The 241-nt window shown below is 70.1% G+C and carries 1 pseudogene; it reads left to right on the top strand.

Annotated features, from left to right (window positions below):
* A pseudogene (locus tag FNJ47_RS52690) lies at positions 1 to 241 on the top strand (hypothetical protein); the annotation flags it as partial.

The raw sequence follows: 241 nt of genomic DNA, 5'->3' as shown, positions 1-241 counted from the left end.
CAGTCGCCTCAGCCACCTCGGACGCGTCAGCGTCGACCGGCGCATCCGCGGCGACGGGCAGTTCGGCGATCGCAGGCGTGTCGACGGTCTCGGGCGCGTCAGCGACCGGCTCGTCGGCGGCAAGCCGGTGCGCGCGTTGATGAGCGACATCAGGGAAGTCGACTGGCTGCCGCTCGATGCGGCGCTCGAACGGCTGTCGCGCAGCTATGAGCGCACGTTCCTGGAGAATGTCGGCCCGATC

Origin of the sequence: Bradyrhizobium uaiense (genome assembly GCF_010811875.1) — a bacterium.
Taxonomy (GTDB): domain Bacteria; phylum Pseudomonadota; class Alphaproteobacteria; order Rhizobiales; family Xanthobacteraceae; genus Bradyrhizobium; species Bradyrhizobium uaiense.
Note: the sequence above shows the minus strand (reverse complement) of the source record. Positions and strands in the feature narration are given on the sequence as shown.